Raw genomic sequence first — 18562 nt, forward strand, 5'->3', positions numbered from 1 at the left:
GGCGCATGCCTCGCGCGGCATGCGCCCGCCGCTCAGCGCGCGTCGGCGAACTCGACGAAGCGCCGCAGCAGCCGCTGCGGTTCGGTGACGGATGCCGCGGCCAGGCGTTCGGACACCTCGCGCAACTCCGACGCCGGGAAGTACCCGTGGTGCCGGTACACCTGCGCACGGGCGACGAAGTCGGTCGTCGTGACCTCGGGGTGGAACTGGGTCGCGTGGACGCTCGAGCCGACGCGATAGATCTGCACGGGGCATGCGGCCGAGGAGGCCAGCAGCACCGCGTCGGGAGGAAGCCGCTCGGTCGACTCCTTGTGCCCGACGAGCGCATCGAAGCGCCGGGGCAGCGCGCCCACGAGCGGATCGGCGACGCCGTCGTCGGTCAGCGTGATCTCGACCGCGGCGGCGTCCTCGCCGTGCCGGGTGCCGACCGTGCCGCCGAGCACGCGCGTGAGCACGCCGATGCCGTAGCAGGTGAACAGCAACGGGAAGCCGTCGTCGAGGGCGCGCTCGGCGAGCCTCGCGAGCTCGGCCTCGACCCGGCGCTGCACGGGGTGCTTGTGCTCGTCGGCGGTCGTCACGTTGTAGGGGCTGCCGCCGACGACGATGCCGGCGAGCGCGTCGAGCGACGGGTCGCCGAGCGATTCGACGTCGAGCCGGTGGTGCTCGAGGCGACCGGCGTCGAGGCCCATCGCGCGGCGCACCGACTCGTACTCGGGGCCGACGGCTTCGACCTCGGGTCGCGCGGAGAGGAACAGGAACGGCTTCGGCACGGTCATCGACCCCGCCGCCGATGCCGCTGCTTGGCGCCCTGGCCGGTGCGCGGTGCGGGGCGGCCCGACTTCGCGGTGCCGCCCTTCGACGCGCCGCCGTTCTTCGCGCCGGCCTTGCCCGTGCCACCGCCGGCCTTTCCGGCGGCCGCCCGCCGCTCGGCCGCCGCGAGCTTCGCCGCCTTCGCCGGCTTCATGCTCGGCGCCTCGTCGCCGCGCGAGCTGCGGGCGGTGCGGCCGCGCACGACCGCGACGAACTCCTGGATGTCGGCGTCGTCGCGCTCGGTGCGCCACACGAGGGCGATGCGCGTCGGCGGAGCATCGGTCACGGGGACGGCGACCACGTCCTTGCGGTGGTGCAGTCGCGCGATCGAGTGCGGCACGATCGCGTGGCCGCTGCCCGCCGCGACGAGCTCGATCGTCATCGCCGGGTCGGGCTGCTCGGGCGCGAGCGGCTCGCCGGCGAGATCGGCGAGTGAGAGCTCGGCCTCGTCGGCGAAGGCGTGGTCCTTCGGCAGCACGGCGACGGCGACCTCCTCCCACAACGGGATGCGGTGGAGTCCCTCGTCATCGATCGGCAGGCGCACGAACGCGAGATCGACCTCGCCGGCGCGCACGCCCTCGAGCTGCGCCGCCTCGTCGACGCGGACGGCCTCGAGCGGCAGGTCGGGTCGACGATCGGCCCACGCGCGCAGCCATTTCGACGGGGAGACGCCCGCGACGTAGTCGAGTCGCAACGCCATGTCGCCCCCTGTCGTGCCGTGTGCCCGGCGTACCGCGTGCCCGTGTGCCCCGCGCCGGTGCCTCTCAGGCTACCGTCGGCTACGGTTGCAGGGTGAGCGAGAACGAGTCGCCGGCCGCCGAGCCGCGTGAGAAGCAGCCCCGGGCCAAGAAGCCGCAGACCATGAAGGCCGAGACCGCGGCCAAGAAGCTCGGCATCCTGCTCTCGGCCGCGCCCGAGGAGTTCCGCACTCGTTCGATCACGCGTGACGAGGTCGACGCGCTGCAGGCCGACCCGCCCGAGTGGCTCGTGACGCTCCGCCGCGAGGGACCGCACCCGCGCCAGGTCGTCGCCGCGAAGCTCGGCGTCTCGAACTCGGGACTCGCGCGCGCGGGCGTGACCGACTCGCTCACCACCGCCGAGATCAAGGCCCTGCTCGCCGCGCCGCCCGCCTGGCTGGTCGAGGAGCGTGCGACGCAGGCCGCCGTGCGCGCCGAGAAGCAGCGCGTCGCCGAGCGCGACCGCGAGCGCGCCGCGAAGCCGGGGGAGTAGGGCTCAGGCCGCGTAGCGGTCGCGCAGGAAGGCCGTGAGGTCGGCGAGCTCGCGCTCCGACACCGAGTGGCCGAGACCCTCGTAGATGCGCGCGTCGAGCGTCGCGTGCTCGGGCAGCCACTCCTGCGTCCGGGCGACGGATGCCTCGGGGATGACCTCGTCGAGGGTGCCGCGACCCCAGAACACCGGCGGGCGGAGCTCGGCCAGGCGCGCGTCGCCCGGGCGGGACCCCGGCATCGCGAACCCGGCGAGCACGGCGGCGAAGCCGAACCGCTCGGGCGCGAGGCGCAGGAGCTCGAGGCTCACGGCACCGCCCTGCGAGAAGCCGACGAGGCCGGCCGGGGTATCGGGCGCAGCGCGCTCGAGCCACGCGAGCACGGCCTCGGCCGCCGCGCGCGAGGCCGCCTGCTTCTCGGAGGAGTCGTCGGAGATGCGGCCGCCGGCGTCGAAGATGTCGAACCACGCGTACCCGTAGCCCGCGTCGATCGGCGCGCGGAGCGAGGCGATCACCGGCTCGAGCGGCAGGTAGGGGGCGAGCCCGAACAGGTCGCCCTCGTTCGAGTTGTAGCCGTGCAGCAGCACGAGCAGCGGTCGTCCGGTGCGGTCGTCGCCCGACGCCGACCAGAGCACCGCCTCGTCGTCGATGGTCATCGGATCTCCTCCTCGACACGGCCGGCGTGCGTGCCGGACTCGGCGACGGCCTGCACCGCCTGATCGGCCTCGGTCACGATCGCCGCGAGTGCGCGCTCGGCGTCGTCGCGGCGGCCCTCGGCGACGGCGAACGCGACCTCCTGATGCAGGCGCAGCGCGGTGGGGTTGGCCTCGTGCGGCATGAGCGCGTGCTGGGTGCGACCGCGCAGCACCTCGCCGACGACGGGACCGAGCGCCGCGAGGAACGGATTGCCCGAGGCATCCAGCACCGCGGCATGGAAGGCGATGTCGTGCTCGAGGTAGGGCGGCTCGTCGGCCTCGCGCGCCCGCTCGGTCATGCCCGTCACGGCGGCGATGATCGCGGTGCGCTGCGCGGAGTCGGCATGCTCGGCCGCGAGCCTGGCGGCGAGCGGCTCGATCGCGCTGCGCAACTGGCTGAGGGCGTGCAGCGTCTCGATGCGGTCGGGCCCGGCCAGGCGCCACCGGATGAGTCGCGTCGAGTACGGATTCCAGCGGTCGCGCGGCAGGATCTCGACGCCGGCGCGCCGGCGCACCTCGACGAGCCCCATCGACTCGAGCACGCGCACCACCTCGCGCAGCGCCGACCGCGAGGCGCCGAAGCGCTCGGCGACCTCGGTCGTGAGGATGCGGGAGCCGGGTGCGAGCCGGCCCGAGACGATGTCGGCGCCGAGCGACTCGAGCACGCGTTCGTGCAGCGCGGACGAACCGGTCGGCGAAGCATCCATCCACTGATTATCGCCGAGCCACGCGCCGACGTACATGCCCGCCGTGTTCACACCGTGCTTGAAATATGTCCTACATATATGTAGAGTCACCTCACCCCGTCCGCCAGACCGAGGAAGTTCAGGCCCCATGTCCACCGTGCTCTCCACCGCCGTAGCGCTCGTCTCCGCCGCCGATCCCGTCGTCCCCACGACGACCGCGCCCGAATGGCAGCTCATCACCGCCGCACTCGTCGGCATCGCCGTCATCGTCGTGCTCATCACCTGGGTGAAGCTGCACCCGTTCATCTCCCTCATGATCGGCGCGATCGTCACCGGCCTCGTCGCCGGCATGACCGCCGTGCAGACCATCCTGAGCTTCACCAACGGCTTCGGCGCCACGATGGGCGGGGTCGGCGTGCTCATCGCGCTCGGCGCCATCTTCGGCAAGCTGCTCGCCGACTCGGGCGGCGCCGACCGCATCGTCGACACGCTCATCGCACGTTCGAGCGTGCAGGCGCTGCCGTGGGTCATGGGCGGCGTCGGCGCCCTCATCGGCCTGCCGATGTTCTTCGAGGTCGGCCTCGTGCTGCTCGTGCCGGTCATCATCCTCGTGGCCCGTCGCTCGGGACTGCCGCTCATGCGCATCGCGATCCCGACCCTCGCCGGTCTCTCCGCCATGCACGGGCTCGTGCCGCCGCACCCCGGTCCGCTCGCCGCGATCGACCTCGTCGGCGCCGACCTCGGCCAGACCCTGCTGTTCGGCGTGATCGTCGCCATCCCCGCCGTGATCATCGCGGGCCCGCTCTTCTCGAAGCTCGCCGCGCGCTGGGTGAAGGTGCCGGTGCCCGACCTCTTCGTGACCGCCGAGGACCGCGGCGAGGACGTCTCGGCGAAGCCCCGGCCCTCGTTCGGCGCCGCCCTCTTCTGCATCCTGCTGCCGGTCGTGCTCATGCTCGCCTCGTCGCTCGCGAACATCGTCGCGCCGACCTCGGCCGACGCGTGGAAGCTCGTCGTCGACTTCCTCGGCAAGCCCGTCATCGCGCTGCTGCTCGCGGTGCTCGTCGGCATGGTCGTGCTTGGCCGCGGCGGCCGCATGGGGCGCAACGAGATCGCCGCCTCGGTCGGCTCGTCGCTGCCGCCCATCGCAGGCATCCTGCTCATCGTCGGCGCCGGCGGCGGCTTCAAGCAGGTGCTCGTCGACTCGACGATCGGCCAGGTCATCGCCGACGCCATCTCGGGCATCGGCGGCTCGCTCGCCGTCGTGCTCGCCCTCGCCTGGTTCGTCGCGGTGCTCATCCGCGTCGCGACCGGCTCGGCGACCGTCGCCACGATCACGGCAGCGGGCATCCTGCAGCCGCTCGTCGCCGACCTCGACCTCTCGGCGGGCGCCACCTCGCTGCTCGTGCTCGCGATCGGCTCGGGCTCGGTGTTCCTCTCGCACGTGAACGACGCCGGCTTCTGGCTCATCAAGGAGTACTTCGGCCTCACGATCGGCCAGACCCTCAAGTCGTGGACCGTGCTCGAGTGCCTCATCTCGCTCGTCGGCCTCGCCGGCGTGCTCGCCCTGAGCCCGTTCGTCTCGTGACCGGGGGAGGACGACCATGAACCGCGAAGCCGACGACCGCCCCGAGGCGTCCCGCATCGACGACGAGCACCCGCCCGTGCTCGTCGTCATGGGGGTGTCGGGCAGCGGCAAGACGACCTTCGCCGAGCTCATCGCCGAGCGCCTCGGCTGGGACCTCCAGGAGGGCGACGCGCTGCACCCCGCAGCGAACGTCGCCAAGATGGCGAGCGGCACGCCGCTGACCGACGACGACCGGTGGCCGTGGCTCGACCGCATCGCCGCCTGGATCGACGGGCACCTCGCAGACGGCGAACCCGCCGTCATCACCTGTTCGGCCCTCAAGCGCGCGTACCGCGACCGGCTGGCGCGACCGAATGTGGTCTTCGTGCACCTCGAGGGCACGCGCGAGCTCATCGCCGGCCGGCTCGAGCACCGCACGGGCCACTACATGCCCGCCTCGCTGCTCGGCTCGCAGTTCGAGACGCTCGAACCCCTGCAGCCCGACGAGCGCGGGCTCGTCGTCGACGCCCGCGGCACGCCCGACGACGAGGTCTCCGCGACGATCGCGCGGCTCGGACTCGGCCCCGACGCGGAGTGAGGCGTCCGGGGCGGTCTGCCGGAATCCCGGGCGCGCGCCCGCGCCGTGGGGCAGAATCGGAGGCATGAGCGTGCGCACCCCCGATCCCGACTGGAATCCCGACGACGAGCCCGTCGTGCGCCCGCCCGCGAATCCCGGCTGGCTGAGCGACCTCGAGCTCGCCGAGGTGCGCGGCCGCCTGCCGCTGCTCTACGTCGAGGCCGTGCCCGTGCGGGTCGACGGGCTCGGCCAGGTCGGCGAGGTGGGCATGCTGCTGCGGGCGAACGCGCTCGGCGAGATGACCCGCACGCTCGTCTCGGGGCGCGTGATGTACGGCGAGACGATCCGCGATGCGCTCTTCCGCCACCTCGAGAAGGACCTCGGGCCGATGGCGTTCCCGCTGCTGCCGGCGAGCCCCGTGCCCGCGGCGGTCGCCGAGTACTTCCCGCTGCCCGGCATCTCGCCGTTCACCGACGAGCGCCAGCACGCCGTCTCGCTCGTCTACGTCGTGCCGGTGACCGGCACCTGCGAACCCCGGCAGGACGCGCTCGAGGTGACCTGGATGACCCCGCAGGAGGCCGTCGGCAAGCCCGTCGTCGACGAGATGGAGGGCGGGCGCGGCGTGCTCGTCGCCCAGGCGCTCGCCTCGGTCGGCGCGCTGCGCTGACCCGGGCGGCCGCTAGTCCGCGCGCGGTGCCGTGACCGTGTCGAGGAAGAGCGCGGCGACGCGATCGGCCTCGACCTCGAGCGCGACCTCGACGACGGGCCACGCGTCGGCGAGGCCGTGCAGCATGTCCTCACCGGCGAAGTCGCGCCGGTCGACGAGCGTCTGACCGCGCCCGAAGCCCGCGAGCTCGACGCGCACGGGCCGGCGTTCGGTGCGCAGGGCGTCGGGCGCGACGATCGAGCACACGGCGCCGGCGTCGCCGATGAGTCCCGTGTACTCGGCGTCCTCGTCTTCGCTGAGCGCGACGCGGTGGCCGAGGAGCTCGCCGACGATGCGACCGACGGCGTGCTCGCCGTGCTCGAGCTCGTGCGCCCGGTCGGCCGAGACGGAGACGCGGTTGAACACGTCGAGCCCGTACATGTACACGGGGATGCCCGCGTCGAGCACGATCGCTGCGGCCTCGGGGTCGTGCCACACGTTGAACTCGGCGACGGCCGTCGCGTTGCCGACGCTCGCCGACCCGCCCATGACGACGATGCGCGCGATGCGCTCGGCGACCTCGGGGTGGGTGCGCAGCAGCAGGGCGAGGTTCGTCTGCGGTGCGAGGGCGACGAGGGTCACGGGCACGGGGTGCTCGGTGATCAGGCGCCGGAGCAGCTCGACCGCGTGCTCGTCGCGGGGCCGGCGGTCGGTCGCCGGCAGCACGAGACCGCCGAGGCCGTTCGCGCCGTGCACGTGCGAGGCCGAGCGGGCGGGCGCGATGAGCGGGCGGGTGGCGCCGGCCGCGACGGGGATGTCGCCCGCTGACGCGGCATCGAGGATGCGCAGCGTGTTGTCGACGACCTGCTCGAGCGGTGCGTTGCCCGCGACGCATGTGATGCCGAGCACCTCGAGCTCGGGGTGGGCGACCGCGAAGAGGATCGCGAGGGCGTCGTCGACGCCCGTGTCGACGTCGAGGATGACGGGCGTGGGCAGCTGCGCGGGCATGCGTGACAGCCTATGCCGAGCGCGGCCGGCCGAGGGCGTCGTCGGCCGCGGGGGTCACCGGACCAGGCGGACCTCGTGGATCTCCTCGCCGAGGAACGGCACGTGCTGGTCGGCGCCGTCGGCCGTGAAGCCGTTGCGCTCGTAGAAGCGGTGCGCGCGCGGGTTGTCGGAGGCGACCCACAGGTAGACGGCGTCGTCGCCGACGGCGGCGTCGAAGAGCTTCTTGCCGATGCCGGTGCCGTGATAGGCGTCGAGCACGTAGATGAAGTACAGCTCGCGCTCGCGGGGCGGGTTCTCGTCGCGCGCCGGGCCCGAGCCGACGAAGCCGACGATCTCGCCGTCGACGAGCGCCGCGAACTGGGCGTACTCCTCGCCGCGTGCGGCCATGTGCGTCCACAGGTCGGCCATGCGCCGGGGCGAGAGCTTCTCGAACGCGGCGGCGCTGATCAGGTGGTCGTACGTCTCGTGCCAGCACGTCGCGTGGACGCGGCCGAGCGCCTCGACGTCGGAATCGCGGATGGGACGGACGACGACTTCGGCAACGACTTCGGTGCTCATGCCCCGAGACTAGGCCAGGCCGCGCCAGCCGCGAAATCGAGCCCACCCGACTGATCGGGAACCTTTGCGGGGCATCCGGACATATCAGTACATGGCATTCACGCTGCAGGCGCCGGCACCTGCGGATGCTCGATCCGTCGTGCGCCCGGTTAGGCTTGGCCGGGCATGGAGCAGGATCGGCGTAGCGACTCGGCGCTCTGGCTCGAAGCGACTTCGGGCACAGAGGCCGCGTTCGGCGTGGTCTACGACCGGTACCGCGCGCGCATCTTCCGGCGTGCGTACGCGCAGGTGCTCAACACCGCCGATGCCGAAGACATCGTGGCGGTGGTCTTCCTCGAGGCGTGGCGCCGTCGCAAGAGCGTGCGCTTCGTCGACGGCTCGCTCCTGCCCTGGCTGCTCGTCGTGACCACGAACGTCTCGCTCAACGCGCGCCGGTCGATCCGCCGCTACGACCGGCTGCTCGCGGCGGTGCCCCGCGACCCGCAGAGCGTCGACCCGAGCCGCGAGGTCGAGGAGCGCATCGACGGCGAGCGGATGTCGGCGGCGATGCGCTCGGCGCTCGCGCGGCTCACGGCGCCCGAGCGCCGGGTCGTCGACCTCTGCCTCATCGAGGGGTACCCCCTCGCCGATGCCGCCGCAGCGCTCGACGTGCCGATCGGGTCGGTGAAGTCCCGGCTGTCGCGTGCGCGCAAGAAGCTGAAGGAGTCCATCGGCGCGTCGCCGTGGGCCGAGCAGACCGCCGCCGAGGCATCAGGCCAGCGCGCCGCGACGGCGACCGCGTCGGCCGGCGACCTGGAGGTGCTCGGATGACCGAACCCGAGATGCGACCCGAGCGCGACGCGGCGATCCGCGCGATGCTGGTCGAGCACGTGCGCACCGAGCCGGCGGCGCAGGCTCGTCGTCGGCGCAACCGGATCATCGGCTGGGGCGGGCTCGGGGTGCTCGCCATCGGCGTCGGCGCCACCGCGGGCGCGGTGATCCTCAGCCCCGCAACCGTCACCGAGTCGGGCTACGTGCAATGCCTGAGCGCGCCCGAACGCAACCCCGACGGCACGTACCCCGGCTCGGGCGCCACGACGTCGCCCGACAACGGGCTGCCGACCGACCCGATCGAGCTCTGCACGCTCATGTGGGAGCAGGGCCTCTTCGAGGAGGACTTCGATCCGCTCGCGGTGACCCACCCGCCGGGCCGCGTGCCCGAGCACCTGCAGCTGTGCGTCATGGACGACGGCGCCGCCGCGGTCGTGCCGTCGTCGAATCCGTCGATCTGCGCCGCCCTCGGCCTCGCCGACCCGGCCGAGTGACCCGGCCGAGTGACCCGGCCGAGTGACCGGCCGAGTGACCCGGCGGAATGACCCGGCCGAGTGACCGGCCGGCTGACGGCGATCACCGCGCGTCGGCCGGGCCCTAGCCGACCGTCCCGGTGGGCCGGAAGACGAGCGATCGCACGCGATCGTTGTAGGCGCCGAGGCTGCTGCAGTACGGGGTGCAGTTGGCACGGGAGCCGCCGTAGTTCGTGGCCGTGTAGTAGGTCGCCCAGCAGCCGTTCAGCCCGGTCAGCGAACTGATCGACGTGTTCCAGTCCGACGAGATGGTCGGGAACCCGAACGACACGCCCGCGCACCCGCTCGAGCCCCAGAACGTGAGGCTCGATCCGCCCTTGTTGGCGTCTTTGAAGACGCGGCCGACCGCGATGGACGCCGCGGCCGTCGCGGTCAGCCGGCTGCCGTCGTCGGCGGTCTGCCCGGCGAGGTAGCGGTCGACCTCGTCGAGGGTCGGGAAGCAGACCGGCTCGGGCGCCTCGGCGCCGCTCTCATCCGCGGCCTCGACCGCGTCGAGGCCGATGGCGCAGTGCTCCTCGACGGCGCGGCGCTCGTGCACGACGGAGGCCGCGGGATCGACCAGGGGCGCGGCGGCCGCGGGCACGACGGGGACGAGGGCGGCGGCGACCGCCACGGCCAGGCCCGCGGCGGCGCGGGCGGCGATTCGGATGTGCATGGGGATGCTCCGTTTCCTTCGGGTGGAATGGCGGGCTCCGGCGGGCGGGAAGGTCCGCCGTCGGCGGCCCGCCGTACAGGTATGTCCGGACGCCAGAAAAAAGTTCCACGAATCGGGAACCTTTCGCGAGCGTCCGGACATATCAGTGATGAAGGCAGGAGGAGCGATGCGTCGCACGAAGAGCATGACCACGATGCTGGTCGCCGTGGCCCTGGCAGGCGCCGCGGCGGTCGCGGTCGCGCTGGTCGTCGGCGGCGAAGTCGGGCGGGTGGTGCTGCAGGGGATCTGAGTCTTCGAGACTGGACCGCTTCGGGGGAGGCGGTCCGATCCCGTCGGGGGACGGGACGGCGGGTCGGTGGTCGGGGGACGCCGAGCCGTACGGCCGAGGCCCGTGGAGCGGTGACTCCACGGGCCTCGGTGCGTTTCGCGCGGGCGGGTCAGCCCTGCGCGCGGCGGTTCGTGCGCGCGTTGCGGTTGGGGGTGACGAGGCTGCCGACCCTCAGCGGCTGCTTGGCGCCGCGGTTCGACGTCTGGCGCTGCGCACCCGTCGTCTGGGCGCCGCGGCTCTGGCCCGACCCCTGCTTCGGGGCGTTCGACTTCACCTCGGCGGGGCGGCCCGAGCGGTCGCGGCGCGGCCGGCTCGCGGCATCCCCGTGCTTGACGGCGTCGCCGCGGCGGCCGGCGGCCTCGCCCTGGCGAGTCGAGCCCTGGCGGCCGCCGCCCTGGCCGCGGGCGTCGCGCGCGGCGCGCTTGCGCTGCGCGTTGGCGCCCTGCGAGCGCCCGCCGCCCTGCTGGGGCTTGGGCTCGCGCGGCGCGGGCTTCACATAGGGCGCGACCTCGCCGACGAGGGCGACGACCTCGGGCGAGGCGGGGGTCGCGGGCATCGGAGTCACCGTGATCGCGGCCTTGCGCAGCAGCTGCTTGAGGTCCTGCAGCTGGCCGGGCATCGCGATCGTCACGACGTCGCCCTCGCTGCCGGCGCGGGCGGTGCGGCCCGAGCGGTGCAGGTACGCCTTGTGCTCCATGGGCGGGTCGACGTGCACGACCAGCTCGATGTCGTCGACGTGCACGCCGCGGGCGGCGACGTCGGTCGCGACCATGACCTTGGCCGAACCGTCGGCGAAGGCGGCCAGGTTGCGGTCGCGCTGCGGCTGCGACAGGTTGCCGTGCAGGTCGACGGCGGGGATGCCCGCCTCGGTGAGCTTCTTCGCGAGCTTCTTCGCGTGGTGCTTCGTGCGCATGAACAGGATGCGGCGGCCCATGCCGCTCGCGAGCGTCTTCACGAGCTCGAACTTCGTGTCCTGGTCGTCGGTGAGGAAGACGTGGTGCGTCATCGCGGCGACGGGCGAGTTCGCCTCGTCGACCGAGTGCAGCACCTCGTTCTGCAGGTAGCGCTTGACGAGCTTGTCGACCCCGTTGTCGAGGGTCGCTGAGAACAGCAGGCGCTGGCCGCCGCGCGGCGTCTTGTCGAGGATGCGGGTGACGACCGGGAGGAAGCCGAGGTCGGCCATGTGGTCGGCCTCGTCGAGCACGGTGATCTCGACGGCGTCGAGGTGCACGAAGCCCTGCTGCATGAGGTCCTCGAGGCGGCCCGGCGCCGCCACGACGATGTCGACGCCCGCGCGCAGCGCCTCCACCTGGCGCTTCTGGTTGATGCCGCCGAAGATCGTGGTGACCTTCAGGTCGTAGGCCTCGGCGAGCGGCTCGATCGTGCGGGCGATCTGGGTGACGAGCTCGCGGGTCGGGGCGAGCACGAGGCCGAGCGGACGGCCCGCGCGGCGGTTGCCGCCGGCGAGCTTCGTGCCGAGGCGCGCGACCATCGGCAGCGCGAACGCGATCGTCTTGCCCGAGCCGGTCTTGCCGCGGCCGAGCACGTCGCGGCCGGCGAGCGTGTCGGGCAGCGAGTCGGCCTGGATGGGCGTGGGGGTGGTCTTGCCGTCGGCGGCGAGGATCGCCACGAGGGGCGCGGGCACGCCGAGGGCGGAGAAGTTCTGGTCGGTCATGGTGCCTTTCGGGGGCATGCCACGGACGGGTGCGCCGCGCGCACTTCGACAGGCGCGAAGCACGGCGGGGATCGACCCGACGGTGGGAAGGTGGCGAAGGCGCCGGTCGGCGCATCCGTTCGCCGTATGAGAGTCATCGGGCGGCTCTGGTTCGAACCCGGCCCGGAAGCGTTTCTACGACGCAGGCGGCGCGATCGTCGCGCACGCCGTCGGCCAGCATAGCGGATGCCGCGGGGCGGGCGCTGTGAGCGCGGCGATGCCGGCCGGGGCGGCGTTCAGCGCGGCATCCGCTCGCCGACGGGCACCTCCACCCGCAACGCGTTGCCCTCGGGCGCGAGGGGGCACGACCACGACGGGTCGTACGCGCAGGACGGGTTGTAGGCGAAGTTGAAGTCGACGACGAGCGAGTCGTCGTCGGCTCCGCGCCCGAGGTCGGCGCCCTTCACGGTGTCGATGAGGTAGCGGCCGCCGGCGTAGGTGCCGCCGGGGGCGCCGGCGAGCGCGTCCTTCACGGGCAGGAAGAGTCCGCCGCCGTAGCCGGCGAGGCGCCAGACGTCGAGGGTGCCGAGGTACGGCAGGCGCACCGTGCCGACGAGCGAGTACGGGATCGTTCCGTCGGTGGCGCTGTCGACGTGCATGCGCACGGGTTCGTCGGGTCGGCGCACCTCGAGCTCGAACCGCCAGTCGGGGTCGTAGCGCGCGACGTCGAGGCCCGTGAACCGTGCGCGGTCGTCGGGCAGCAGCGGCGACTGCGGGTGCCCGGCGAAGAGCTCGTCGCGCCCCGACTTCCACAGCTCGTGACCGGCCGCGGGGTCGTGCACGCTCAGCTGGCGCACGCCCGCGTAGAGGCCGAACACGCGGCGTTGCCAGTCGGCGAGCTGCAGGGCCCCGATCGTGTCGGTCATGCGGCGGCCGCCCCGGAGCTCGTCGGCGCGCCGGCACCGGTCGCGCGGGCGGCGTCGGCGGTGCCGGGCGGGTCGAACGACCAGGTGGGCGCGAGCTGCCGCAGCCGGAGCCCGCGCCACTGCCAGAACGCCCACGTCGGGTACCAGGCGGCCAGGTCCCACGCACCGGCGCTCGCGAGCAGGCGATCGCGGTAGAGGGTGCGGCCGTCGGGCAGGGGCGAGACCGCCATGCGGTGATCCCAGCGGCCGAACCTCGCGAGCGGGCCGGTGAGCGCACCGCCGCCGTCGCGGAGCATCAGCACGCCGTGCGGCAGTCCGCCGGGGTAGCTCACGTCGACGAGCTCGTCGCCCGCGGGGAACCGCCGGAAGGCGAGGGCGCGAACGCGATGACCGCCCTCGGGCCACGTCGTCGGCAGGCCGCCGGGCTCGAGCGAGGCGAGGTCGATCCACGGCGCCACGACCTCGCGCAGCACCGCCGGGCTGCGCAGCGCCCGCCAGGCCGCGTCGGGCGTGCAGTCGAGCTCGATCTTGAGGAGCACCCGCATGAGCCGAGCGTAGGTCCGGCGCCCGCCCGTGCCAAGCCCCGGTGCCGCCGCGCCAGCCGATGCGTGCCCCGATCTCGCTCGGGAATCACGTTGTGGCATGGGAACCGGGTTCGAAGCCGGTTCCCGCGGCACGACGTGGTTCCGGTGGGGACCTCGCACGGCGGCGGGGCGCATAGACTCCCGCCATGCCCTCGTGGTTGCCCTCGCTCATCGTGTTCGGCGTCGCGGCCGTGCTGGCGGTCGCGGCGATCGCGGCCCTGCGACGTGCGGGCTCGCGCCGGGCACGCCGCGAGCTCGCGGCGGCCGGCGAGGCCGAGGTGCGTGCGAAGCAGCTCATCGTGCAGGCCGACGACGCCGTGCGCGACGCGGACCGCGAGGTCGCCTTCGCCGAGGCGCAGTTCGGCGCGGCGACGGCACGCGAGACACGGGCGGCGGTCGAGCGGGCGAAGGCCCGCCTGCGGGAGGCCTTCGTGCTGCAGCAGCGGCTCGACGACGCCGAGCCCGACACCGCGCCCGCACGGCGCGACTGGGCCGCCCGCATCGACGACCTCTGCCGGTCGGCGCTCGCCGAGCTCGCGGCGGCCGACGACGCCCTCGCCGTGCGACGCCGACGCGAGCGCGGCGCCGGAGCGGACCTGCCGGCGCTCGCCGACGACGCGGCGGCCCTCCGGCGCGCCGCCGACGACGCCACGACGACCCTCGCCCGCCTCGCCACGCGGTACGACGCCTCGGCATTGGGCGCGGCGCGTGCCGCCGTCGAGCGTGCCGCGGCCGGCCTCGCGGAGGCCGGATCGGCGCTCGAAAGGGCGTCGAGCTCGCTCGACCGGGCGAAGCCGGCCGCCGAACCGCTCGAGCACGCCGCCGACGCGCTCGCGCGGGTACGGCGCGACCTCGACGAGGTCGGCGGCGTCGAGTCCGCGCTCGCCGCGGCGACCGCCGAAGCCGGGCGGACCGCCGACGAGCTCCGACACGACCTCGACACCGCGAGGGCCGAGCGCGACGGGCTCGACGAGCCCGACGCCGCCGACCGGCTCGGCGCGGCGGTCGGCGCGGCGGCGGCCGTGCTCGCCGAGCGGGGAGGCCTCGCCGGCGACCCCGAGCTCGACCGCGACCGGCTGCACGCGGCACGTGACCGGCTCGAAGCCGCACGGGCGGCGGCCCGCACCGCGCAGCACCGGCTCGACGGCGCACGCGGGGCGCTCGACGGCGCGATCGCCATCGCCGAGGGCCAGCTCGGGGTCGCCCGTGCCGCGATCGAACGAGGCGGCAGCGCGGTGGGCGCCGCGGCGCGCACCCGGCTCGCCGACGCCGAGCGGCAGCTGCAGTCGGCGCGACAGGAGGCCGACCCCGTCGCCGCCCTCGACGCCGCCCGGCGGGCGAACGCCCGGGCGAACGACGCGGAGGCGCTCGCACGCTACGACGCCCTCGGCCGGTAGCCTGACCCGATGACCACGAGCACGTCGCCGGCCCCCGGCACCGCCTTCGCACAGGCGAAGTACCAGGTCCGGTTCGACTGGGGCCCGGCGGGTGCCGAGCGCGTGCTGCCCGGCGCGCACGCGGTCGTCGTGGTCGACGCGCTCTCGTTCACGACGAGCGTCGTGGTCGCCGCCGAGCGCGGCGTCGCCGTCGCGCCGTGGCCGGCCGGCGCCGGCGCCCGGGCCGAGGCCGAGGCGTTCGCCGCCGCCCGCGGAGGCGTCGTCGCCGGCAGCCGCCGCGACTCGGGACGGCCGACGCTGTCGCCCGAGAGCTGGGCCGGCACGGAGGCATCCCCAGTCGTCGTGCCCTCGCCGAACGGCGGAACGATCGCGCACGCGCTCGCCGACCGCGGCGTCGTCGTGATCGCGGCGGCGATGCGCAACCGCAGCGCGGTGGCCGACCGGCTCGTCGCCCTCCAGGCCGAGCGCGGCGAGCGCCTCATGATCGCCGTCGTCGCGGCGGGCGAGCGCGACCACGACGCGGGCGCCGGCGACGCACTGCGGTTCGGCGTCGAGGACCTGCTCGTCGCCGGCGCCGTCATCGATGCGCTCGTCGCGCGCGGCATCGACCACACCTCGCCCGAGGCCGCGGTCGCCTGCGCCGCATTCGAGGGCCTCTCGCGGGCGACCGGGCACCTCATCAGCGCCTCGGGCAGCGGGGTCGAGCTGCGCGAGCTCGGCTTCGCGGGCGACGCCCGTCTCGCCGCCGAGCGCGACGTCACCGGCGTCGTGCCGGTACTGCGCGACGGCGTCTTCGTCGCCGAATAGGATCGGTGCATGACGACGGCGCGACGGCGGGGCATCCTCGCCGTCGTCACCGCCCTCGTACTGGTCGGCCTCGGAGTCGGCGTCGCTTTCGCCGTCGGTGACGCGCTCGGCATCCGCACCGAGCCGAGCGAGCAGATGCAGCCCGCCGCAGCCGTCGTCCCCGAGGTCGCGGCGCCCACGCCGCCGCCCGAGTTCACGACGCTCGACGTGCCCGGCACGGTGCGATTCGGGGTGGCGCTCGACGAGCTGCGCGACGCCGTCGCCGACGCGCCCTCGCGCGAGGGCGAGGCCGCGCTCGCGGTCGAGCTGATCCCCGGCCAGGAGGCCGAATCGGGGCCCGGCGACGACGGCTACGAACTGCGCGGTGATGCCTCGTCGCTGCGCATCGTCGCGTACACCGAGACGGGCGCGGTGCGCGGCATCTACGACCTCGCGGCGCAGGTGCGCGCCGCGGCCCCCGTCGCCGACCTCGTCGGCGCGCACGAGCCCTCGCGGCTGCCGCTGCGCATGACCGACCTCGGCGCGGTGGGCGTCGCTCCGAACCCCGTCGAGTGGGAGTCGGGCGACGACTACTCGCACGCCTCGAAGGCGTTCGCCGCGGTCGTGCAGCCCGAGGCCCCGTACATCGACGAGGAAGCGCTCGCCGAGGCGTACGCCGACTTCGACGGGTTCCTGCGCCACTCGCTCGCGAACGGGTTCAACGCGGTCGCCTTTCCGGGCTTCGTCGAGTTCGTGACGTTCGACGACGCCCCCGGCGGCCCGGTGTACGCCGAGGGCGACGAGCACCGCGACCGGGCGATCGCACTGCGCGAGGCGTTCGACGGCTTCTGGCAGCGGGCCGACCAACTGGGCGTGCAGGTGTTCCTGCGCACCGACATGCTCGCCCTCACGGGGCCGCTCGAGCGCGCCCTCACCGACCGGTTCGGCTCGCTCGACACCGAGGACCCCGAGTTCTGGAGCGTCTACACCGCCGGCCTCGACGAGCTGTACGAGGCGGCGCCCGCGCTCGACGGCGTGCTCATCCGCATCGGCGAGGCGGGCGCGATCTACGACGTCGGCGGCTGGGACTACTACTCGGCGCTGAAGGTCACGACCGTCGACGCCGTGCGCACGATGCTCGAGGCGTTCACGGGCCAGGCCGAGGAGTCGGGCCGCGAGGTCGTCTTCCGCACGTGGAGCGTCGGCGTCGGCGCCGTCGGCGACATGCACACGAACGACGCGTCGTACGAGGCGGTGCTCGACGGCATCGACTCGCCGGCGCTCATCGTGTCGACGAAGTACACGCTCGGCGACTTCTACTCGTGGCTGCCGCTCAACCACACCCTCGAGCAGGGCGACCAGCGGCGCATCGTCGAGTTCCAGAGCCGGCGCGAGTTCGAGAACTTCGGGGCGTTCCCGAACGACCTCGGCACCCAGTACCAGTGGGCGCTGCAGCAACTGCTCGCCGCGAACGACCGCATCGAGGGCGTGTGGGTGTGGACCCAGGACGGCGGCCCGTGGCGCGCCGGCCCGATGTCGCTGTACCTCAAGGCCGGGTTCTGGCAGCTGTACGAGCTCGACACGCAGCTCGCGGCCGACCTCGCGCGCGACCCCGACGCCGACGTCGCCGACGTGACCGCGGCCTGGGCGCGCGAGTGGTTCAGCGACGACCCCGACACGGTCGAGGCGATCGTCGGGGCGATGACCCGGTCGCGCGAGGCGATCGAGCAGGGCATGTACGTCGAGCAGTTCGCCGACCAGCGCGTTTTCGCGATCGGGCTCGAGCCGCCGCCCATGATGTGGATCTTCGAGTGGGACATCCTCACCGGCGACTCGGCGGTGCTCGACGTCATGTACTCGATCGTGCGCGACTCCGCGGGCGAGGGCGCGGCCGACGGCGCCGGGGTCGACGCGGCCATCGCGAGCGGGGCCGAGGCCGTCGCCGCCGTCGAGCAGATGCGCGAGACGGCGAACGCGACGGATGCCGCGACCTGGCGTTCGCCCGAGCTGCGAGACGCGTTCGTCTCGACGCTCGACTACGAGCTCGACACGCTGCGCCTGCTCGAGGCGTACCGCGCGATGATCCTGCACGAGGGTCAGTGGCACGACACGCTCTCGCCGGCGGCGCGCGAGGCGTGGGAGGCCGACCGCGCGGCCTACGAGCAGCGGGCGGCCGAGCACCTCGAACGCTACGAGGGCGACCTCGATCACCCGGCGTTCAACCTCACCGCCGCGCAGCTCGGCGTCGACCGGGCGGAGCGCGACGTCGTGATGGCGTGGTTCGCGCGCGGGCTGCTCGTGCTGGCGCTCGCGTGGGTCGTCATCGGCATGCTCGCCGCACGCACCCGGCTCGTGCGGCGACCCGGCGCCGCGGCCGCGCGAGCGACCTGGGTGGCGTCGACGAGGCCCTGGCGGGCCCGGCTCGAGACGCTCGGCATGGACGACCTCGACCGGTGGCTGCTCTTCCTCGTGCCGGTCGCGCTGCTCGTCGCGACGCGCGCCGTGCAGACCTCGTTCCTGTCGTGGACGCACCTCGCCGTCGTCATCGGCGCATGGGTCGTCTTCGCGGGGGTGCTGCGGATCTTCGTCGGCCGGCGTTCGCCGTGGCCCGTGATCGCGGCCGTCGGCGGCGTCGTGGTGCTGCGCTGCATCGTGACGCTCGTCGGCCTCTCGTTCAGCGGCCCCGGCGGCTACTGGTTCGCCTTCTGGACCGACCCCGTGGTCCGCTCCGCGTACATCGCGGTCGCGTTCGCGCTGTTCGCCTGGGTGTTCGTCGCGGCGGGCTGGGCGCTCTCGGCGCAGGTCGGCGGCCGACGGGCGACCGGGTCGGTGCTCGCGGCCGTCGGAGCCGGACTCGTCGTGCCCGCGGCGATCATCGGGGCGATCGGCCTCGAGCGCGCGCTCACGCTCTGGAACGACGAGATGGGACTCCTGCCGTGGGGCCTCGCGCGCATCCTCGGCATCACGACGTACCTCGACATCCCGGGCGAGACGGCCTGGTACGCCGCCGTGTTCGGCGCGGTGCTGCTCGTCGCCGGCGTGCTGCTCGCGCTGCCGCGGCGCCGCGGCGCGGCCGCCCGCCGCGACTGATTCACCGTCGAGCGCGAGCCGCGCCCTCGG

At 74.0% G+C, this 18562-nt stretch carries 20 protein-coding genes; 10 read left to right on the forward strand and 10 right to left on the reverse strand.

The annotated features are described in order from the left end of the window. Positions 1-32: 32 nt before the first annotated feature. Together AC3RJ6_RS09900 and AC3RJ6_RS09905 are read right to left on the reverse strand one after the other, a co-directional pair. Positions 33-776 (reverse strand): glutamine amidotransferase, encoded by a 744-nt coding sequence (locus tag AC3RJ6_RS09900; RefSeq protein WP_491426892.1) that lies wholly within the window; start codon positions 774-776, stop codon positions 33-35. Then, complete coding sequence (locus AC3RJ6_RS09905; RefSeq protein ID WP_491426893.1) at positions 773-1510, reverse strand: LysR family substrate-binding domain-containing protein; 738 nt, start codon at positions 1508-1510, stop codon at positions 773-775. Before AC3RJ6_RS09905 ends, AC3RJ6_RS09900 begins: the two co-directional genes overlap by 4 nt. Before the next feature lie 161 nt (positions 1511-1671). Here AC3RJ6_RS09905 and AC3RJ6_RS09910 point away from each other — a divergent pair, with 161 nt between their 5' ends. Next, the gene (locus AC3RJ6_RS09910; RefSeq protein WP_491427162.1) at positions 1672-2040 is read left to right on the forward strand and encodes a DUF5997 family protein; all 369 of its coding nucleotides are present in this window, start codon (positions 1672-1674) and stop codon (positions 2038-2040) included. 3 nt (positions 2041-2043) lie between these two features. On the opposite strand, the gene AC3RJ6_RS09915 is transcribed toward AC3RJ6_RS09910, so the two are convergent. Together AC3RJ6_RS09915 and AC3RJ6_RS09920 are read right to left on the reverse strand one after the other, a co-directional pair. Continuing rightward, on the reverse strand, positions 2044-2691 hold the full coding sequence (locus AC3RJ6_RS09915; RefSeq protein ID WP_491426894.1) for an alpha/beta hydrolase: 648 nt from the start codon (positions 2689-2691) through the stop codon (positions 2044-2046). Further along, positions 2688-3437: a FadR/GntR family transcriptional regulator gene (locus AC3RJ6_RS09920; protein ID WP_491426895.1), complete on the reverse strand. Its 750-nt coding sequence runs from the start codon at positions 3435-3437 to the stop codon at positions 2688-2690. Before AC3RJ6_RS09920 ends, AC3RJ6_RS09915 begins: the two co-directional genes overlap by 4 nt. Before the next feature lie 127 nt (positions 3438-3564). On the opposite strand from AC3RJ6_RS09920, the gene AC3RJ6_RS09925 reads away from it, so the two are divergent. The 3 genes from AC3RJ6_RS09925 to AC3RJ6_RS09935 all read left to right on the forward strand — a co-directional run bounded on the left by AC3RJ6_RS09925 (position 3565) and on the right by AC3RJ6_RS09935 (position 6224). Next, positions 3565-5001 (forward strand): GntP family permease, encoded by a 1437-nt coding sequence (locus tag AC3RJ6_RS09925; RefSeq protein ID WP_491426896.1) that lies wholly within the window; start codon positions 3565-3567, stop codon positions 4999-5001. A gap of 16 nt (positions 5002-5017) precedes the next feature. Then, positions 5018-5578 (forward strand): gluconokinase, encoded by a 561-nt coding sequence (locus AC3RJ6_RS09930; RefSeq protein WP_491426897.1) that lies wholly within the window; start codon positions 5018-5020, stop codon positions 5576-5578. Between the two features lie 64 nt (positions 5579-5642). Then, positions 5643-6224, forward strand: coding sequence for an NUDIX hydrolase family protein (locus AC3RJ6_RS09935; RefSeq protein ID WP_491426898.1), 582 nt, complete (start codon positions 5643-5645; stop codon positions 6222-6224). A gap of 12 nt (positions 6225-6236) precedes the next feature. On the opposite strand, the gene AC3RJ6_RS09940 is transcribed toward AC3RJ6_RS09935, so the two are convergent. After that, positions 6237-7211 (reverse strand): nucleoside hydrolase, encoded by a 975-nt coding sequence (locus AC3RJ6_RS09940; RefSeq protein WP_491426899.1) that lies wholly within the window; start codon positions 7209-7211, stop codon positions 6237-6239. Positions 7212-7265: 54 nt separating this feature from the next. Then, a complete protein-coding gene (locus AC3RJ6_RS09945) occupies positions 7266-7769 on the reverse strand; it encodes a GNAT family N-acetyltransferase (RefSeq protein ID WP_231430045.1) in 504 nt (167 codons plus the stop codon). A gap of 165 nt (positions 7770-7934) precedes the next feature. Between AC3RJ6_RS09945 and AC3RJ6_RS09950 the strand changes: the two genes are divergently transcribed. Both AC3RJ6_RS09950 and AC3RJ6_RS09955 read left to right on the forward strand, forming a co-directional pair. Further along, on the forward strand, positions 7935-8579 hold the full coding sequence (locus tag AC3RJ6_RS09950) for an RNA polymerase sigma factor (RefSeq protein ID WP_491426900.1): 645 nt from the start codon (positions 7935-7937) through the stop codon (positions 8577-8579). Continuing rightward, positions 8576-9073 carry a hypothetical protein gene (locus AC3RJ6_RS09955; protein ID WP_491426901.1) on the forward strand — a complete coding sequence of 166 codons (498 nt, stop codon included), beginning with the start codon at positions 8576-8578 and terminating at the stop codon, positions 9071-9073. The genes AC3RJ6_RS09950 and AC3RJ6_RS09955 overlap by 4 nt, the downstream gene beginning before the upstream one ends. A 103-nt stretch (positions 9074-9176) precedes the next feature. Here AC3RJ6_RS09955 and AC3RJ6_RS09960 read toward each other — a convergent pair whose 3' ends face one another. Next, positions 9177-9767 carry a hypothetical protein gene (locus AC3RJ6_RS09960; protein ID WP_491426902.1) on the reverse strand — a complete coding sequence of 197 codons (591 nt, stop codon included), beginning with the start codon at positions 9765-9767 and terminating at the stop codon, positions 9177-9179. A 166-nt stretch (positions 9768-9933) separates the two neighbouring features. On the opposite strand from AC3RJ6_RS09960, the gene AC3RJ6_RS09965 reads away from it, so the two are divergent. Beyond that, complete coding sequence (locus tag AC3RJ6_RS09965) at positions 9934-10056, forward strand: hypothetical protein (protein ID WP_491426903.1); 123 nt, start codon at positions 9934-9936, stop codon at positions 10054-10056. A gap of 148 nt (positions 10057-10204) precedes the next feature. On the opposite strand, the gene AC3RJ6_RS09970 is transcribed toward AC3RJ6_RS09965, so the two are convergent. From AC3RJ6_RS09970 to AC3RJ6_RS09980, 3 genes are all read right to left on the reverse strand, one after another. Continuing rightward, positions 10205-11770, reverse strand: a complete 1566-nt coding sequence (locus AC3RJ6_RS09970; RefSeq protein ID WP_491426904.1) for a DEAD/DEAH box helicase — start codon at positions 11768-11770, stop codon at positions 10205-10207. Positions 11771-12045: 275 nt separating this feature from the next. Further along, complete coding sequence (locus AC3RJ6_RS09975) at positions 12046-12675, reverse strand: DUF1684 domain-containing protein (protein WP_491426905.1); 630 nt, start codon at positions 12673-12675, stop codon at positions 12046-12048. Continuing rightward, positions 12672-13220, reverse strand: a complete 549-nt coding sequence (locus AC3RJ6_RS09980; protein WP_491426906.1) for a hypothetical protein — start codon at positions 13218-13220, stop codon at positions 12672-12674. The genes AC3RJ6_RS09975 and AC3RJ6_RS09980 overlap by 4 nt, the downstream gene beginning before the upstream one ends. A 185-nt stretch (positions 13221-13405) precedes the next feature. Here AC3RJ6_RS09980 and AC3RJ6_RS09985 point away from each other — a divergent pair, with 185 nt between their 5' ends. Genes AC3RJ6_RS09985 through AC3RJ6_RS09995 form a run of 3 tightly spaced genes read left to right on the forward strand, consistent with a single transcriptional unit; the run spans position 13406 to position 18532 of the window. Next, the gene (locus AC3RJ6_RS09985; protein ID WP_491426907.1) at positions 13406-14656 is read left to right on the forward strand and encodes a hypothetical protein; all 1251 of its coding nucleotides are present in this window, start codon (positions 13406-13408) and stop codon (positions 14654-14656) included. A 9-nt stretch (positions 14657-14665) separates the two neighbouring features. Continuing rightward, complete coding sequence (locus tag AC3RJ6_RS09990; RefSeq protein WP_491426908.1) at positions 14666-15463, forward strand: 2-phosphosulfolactate phosphatase; 798 nt, start codon at positions 14666-14668, stop codon at positions 15461-15463. A gap of 9 nt (positions 15464-15472) precedes the next feature. Next, entirely contained in the window at positions 15473-18532 is a 3060-nt protein-coding gene (locus AC3RJ6_RS09995; protein ID WP_491426909.1) for a hypothetical protein, read from the forward strand. Positions 18533-18562: the final 30 nt, after the last annotated feature.

The organism is Agromyces cucurbitae, from assembly GCF_058349945.1.